4 protein-coding genes are annotated in these 4,561 nt (G+C 44.1%); all 4 read left to right on the forward strand.

What is annotated here, in order from left to right; all coding sequences use genetic code 11:
- Window positions 1–576 (forward strand): acyltransferase (locus tag WHS63_RS13035; protein WP_445205492.1); only part of this gene is annotated, 576 nt, incomplete at its 5' end.
- 3 nt (window positions 577–579) lie between these two features.
- On the forward strand, window positions 580–1,527 hold the full coding sequence (locus tag WHS63_RS13040) for a Gfo/Idh/MocA family oxidoreductase (RefSeq protein ID WP_445205493.1): 948 nt from the start codon (window positions 580–582) through the stop codon (window positions 1,525–1,527).
- A 3-nt stretch (window positions 1,528–1,530) separates the two neighbouring features.
- Window positions 1,531–2,823, forward strand: a complete 1,293-nt coding sequence (locus tag WHS63_RS13045) for a nucleotide sugar dehydrogenase (RefSeq protein WP_445205494.1) — start codon at window positions 1,531–1,533, stop codon at window positions 2,821–2,823.
- A 323-nt stretch (window positions 2,824–3,146) separates the two neighbouring features.
- A complete protein-coding gene (locus WHS63_RS13050; protein WP_445205495.1) occupies window positions 3,147–4,532 on the forward strand; it encodes a UDP-glucose 6-dehydrogenase in 1,386 nt (461 codons plus the stop codon).
- Window positions 4,533–4,561: the final 29 nt, after the last annotated feature.

The raw sequence follows: 4,561 nt of genomic DNA on the forward strand, positions 1-4,561 counted from the left end.
GAGAAAACCTACTTCGCCCACGAAACAGCAGTAATTGATGAAGGTTGCACAATAGGCAAGGGTACAAAAATATGGCATTTCAGCCATATAATGACTGGCTGCGAAATTGGCGAAAACTGTAATATTGGGCAAAATGTGGTTGTTTCCCCTGGGGTTAAATTGGGTAGAAACGTTAAAGTCCAAAATAATGTTTCTATTTACACAGGCGTTATCTGCGAGGACGATGTTTTCCTTGGACCTTCAATGGTTTTCACCAATGTGATAAATCCACGTAGCGCTATTAATCGGAAGAGTGAGTATATGACCACTCTGGTTAAACGAAGCGCCACCATTGGTGCAAATGCAACCATTGTATGTGGAGTAACCTTAGGCGAATTCTCGTTTATTGGTGCCGGCGCTGTGGTAACTAAGGACGTAAAACCCTATGCTCTTGTGGTGGGTAATCCAGCCCGACAAATAGGATGGATGAGTGAGTATGGGCATCGTTTGGTGTTTAATGCCGAGGGCATTGCCGTATGCCCCGAGAGTGGACAAAAGTATAAACTTGAAAATAATCAGGTTTTCAGAATAGAATAACTAATGAAGAATTTTGCACTTATTGGAGCGGCCGGTTTTATCGCTCCACGTCACCTTAAAGCAATTAAGGAAACCGGTAATAATCTTCTAGCTGCGCTCGACAAGCACGACTGTGTGGGAATAATGGATAGCTATTTTCCCGAAGCCGATTTTTTTGTGGAGTACGAAAGGTTTGATAGGCATATCGATAAACTCAAACGTCAGGGTATTAAGGTTGATTACGTTAGCATTTGTACACCAAACTACCTTCACGATTCGCATATCCGTTTTGCACTTCGGCAGGGAGCTAACGCTATTTGCGAAAAACCAATAGTTCTAAATCCCTGGAATATTGATGCCCTTGCGGAAATTGAAAAGGAAACCGGCAAACGTATCAGCACAATACTTCAACTTAGGTTACATCCTACTATCATTGAGTTGAAAAAGCAGATCGACAGCGCCCCTAAGGATAAGATTTTTGATATCGATCTAACCTACATTACCAGCCGTGGACGTTGGTATTTCATCTCATGGAAAGGTGATCTCCAGAAGTCGGGTGGGGTAGCCACCAATATCGGTGTGCATTTCTTCGATATGCTATCGTGGATTTTTGGTGATGTTAAGTCGAGCATTGTGCATGTTTCCCGTCCCGACAAAGCTGCTGGTTATCTGGAACTGGAAAAGGCTCGTGTTCGATGGTTCTTAAGTGTTGACTATGATGATATTCCAAATGCCCTCAAGGAGAAGGGGCAGCGGACATACCGTTCCATTCGCATTGCCGATAAGGAGCTGGAGTTTAGCGAGGGCTTTACCGATTTGCATACTACTAGTTACCGTGAGATTCTTGCAGGTAATAGCTTCGGGTTAAACGATGCCCGTACTTCAATTGAAACCGTTTATACCATTCGAAATATGGCACCGGTTGGTTTAACCGGCGATTTTCACCCGTTCTGTAAAACAATCAATCTTTAATCTATGTATAGCGAACTTGTTTCAAAAAAGGAAAAATTAGCAGTTATTGGTTTAGGGTACGTGGGTTTGCCCATTGCCTTGGAATTTGCCCGTAAACTCTCAGTTATCGGTTTCGATATTAAACCCGACAGGGTAGAGCTGATGAAAAAGGGTATTGACCCCAGCCGTGAGCTGGAACCCGAGGCCTTTAGGGGTTGTGATATTGAGTTTACATCCAACATCGATGATTTACGTAAGGCCAAGTTCTACGTGGTGGCTGTGCCAACACCTATCGATGAGCACAACCTGCCCGACTTAAAGCCATTACTTTCAGCAACCCGCACAGTTGGCCAAGTTCTAAAAAAGGGCGATTATGTGGTTTACGAGTCGACCGTTTACCCTGGCTGTACCGAGGAGGATTGTGTCCCCTTGCTCGAGGATCTTTCGGGTTTAAAGTACATTCAGGATTTTAAGGTAGGCTTTTCGCCCGAACGCATTAACCCTGGCGACAAGGAGCATACCTTAACCACAATCAAAAAAATTACTTCCGGTTGCGATGCCCAATCGGCTGAGGAGATTGCTAAAACCTACGAGCTTATTATTAAGGCAGGCATTCACCGTGCCAGCTCCATTAAGGTTGCTGAGGCTGCAAAGATTATTGAAAATACCCAACGTGATATCAATATCGCCTTTATGAATGAACTCTCCATCATTTTTAACCGCATGGGTATTAACACTTACGAGGTGCTTGAGGCAGCTGGAACCAAGTGGAACTTTTTAAAATTTTATCCCGGCCTTGTGGGTGGTCATTGTATTGGGGTTGATCCTTACTACCTGGTTTACAAGGCTAAAGAGCTTGGCTATCACCCTCAAATCATTACTGCTGGCCGTTTCATTAACGACTCCATGGGCGGTTACGTAGCAAAGCAAACCGTAAAGAAAATAATTGCTGCCGATAAAAACCCAAAGGAGTCGCGCGTGCTCATTTTAGGTGTTACATTCAAGGAAAATGTAAGCGATATCCGTAACTCAAAGGTGGTTGACATTTACAAAGAGCTGAAATCGTTCGGTATTCTGAATATCGATGTGGTTGACCCCTATGCCGACAGCCACGAGGTGAAGGAAGAATACGGTTTCGATATGACTTCTGCCCCAAATGGTAAGTACGACGCCATAATTGTTGCCGTTAGCCATAACCAGTATATCAACCTAAACGAGGATTGGTTTTTAAACCTTGCCAACTCTGGTTGTATTTTTGTTGATGTTAAAGGCATTTACAGGGGGAAGATACATAATTTAACATACTGGAGCCTCTAAAACTTACTTTTGATTATCAAAAAATTAAGCCCCTAAATGGGGCTTTGTTTATATTTAGTGACTTTTTTTATGGTCTTGTTTCCCTTATTTATATTATTTTCGTGGAATAATTCCTGGTAGGTCATGCCCCTTGGGTGTGACTGACTGGGCGAAGCTGTAAAATCGTTGAACGTTAAACGTGAACCGTTAAAAGTTAAATACTATAATCCTTTACATCTCTTCACATCATTTTTTTAATCATAAGTCTTGAATCTTAAATCTTAAATCTTTATCCTTTATCCTTTAACCTTTATCCTTTAACCTTTAACCTTTATCCTTAAGCTATGGTAAAAAACATCTGCTGCATCGGTGCTGGTTATGTGGGTGGACCCACAATGGCGGTAATTGCCCTAAAAAATCCGCATATTAGGGTAAACGTTGTCGATATCAATGCTGAGCGCATTGCAGCATGGAATACCGACGATTTACCCGTCTATGAACCCGGATTGCTCGATGTGGTTAAACAGGCACGCGGTCGTAACCTTTTCTTCGACACCGACATCGAAAAAGGAATCCGTGAGGCCGATATGATATTCATTAGCGTAAACACTCCTACCAAAACCTATGGGTTAGGCAAGGGCAGAGCCGCCGATTTGCGGTATGTTGAGCTTTGTGCCCGACAAATTGCCGAGGTGGCTACAACCGATAAGATTGTGGTTGAAAAGTCAACCCTGCCGGTTCGTACAGCCCAGGCCATAAAAACCATACTTTCCGAAACCGGGGGAAAAGCGAATTTTCAGGTACTTTCAAACCCTGAGTTTTTAGCAGAAGGCACAGCCATTAATGATTTGCTTGAACCTGATAGGGTACTAATTGGCGGCGATCAAACGCCGGAGGGGCTTACTGCCATTGAGGAGTTAACCCAGGTGTATGCCAGTTGGGTACCCCGTGAACGCATAATTCAGACCCGTTTGTGGTCGTCGGAGCTTTCAAAGCTTATTGCTAACGCTTTTCTTGCCCAACGCATTTCGTCAATCAACAGCATTTCGGCCCTTTGCGAGGTTACCGGTGCCGATGTGGATGAGGTGGCCTATGCCATTGGTACTGACTCCCGTATTGGCCCAAAATTCCTGAAAGCCTCGGTTGGTTTTGGTGGTTCATGCTTCCAAAAGGATATTCTTAACCTGGTTTACCTTTGCGAATACTTTGGTTTGCCTGAGGTGGCCAGTTACTGGGAGCAGGTAATTGCCCTTAACGATTACCAGAAGCGTAGGTTTGCACAGAATATCATACACACCCTATTTAATACGGTTAGTGGCAAGAAGATTGCCATGCTAGGCTGGGCCTTTAAAAAGGATACCAACGATACACGCGAGAGCGCAGCCATTTACGTGGCCGATCACCTGCTAAACGATATGGCAAATATTTGCGTGTACGACCCCAAAGTGCCGGCCAAAAGTATGTACGCCGATTTGGATTACCTGGGAACCCGCTCACCGGATGAAAACCGCAAGAGCTTAACGGTGGTTAACGACCCCTACGAAGCCTGCAAGAACGCCCATGCCATTGCCATTATCACCGAATGGGACGAATTCAAAACCTACGACTGGCAACGCATTTACGATAACATGATGAAACCCGCCTTCATCTTCGATGGCCGCAACATACTCGACCATAAAAAACTCATGGAAATTGGATTTAAGGTTAAGGCGATTGGGAAGAGCTATTAGTTCCGAGATTTCAGATTCCAGATTTCAGA

It is taken from the genome of Tenuifilum sp. (assembly GCF_037481895.1).
Lineage (GTDB): Bacteria > Bacteroidota > Bacteroidia > Bacteroidales > Tenuifilaceae > Tenuifilum > Tenuifilum osseticum.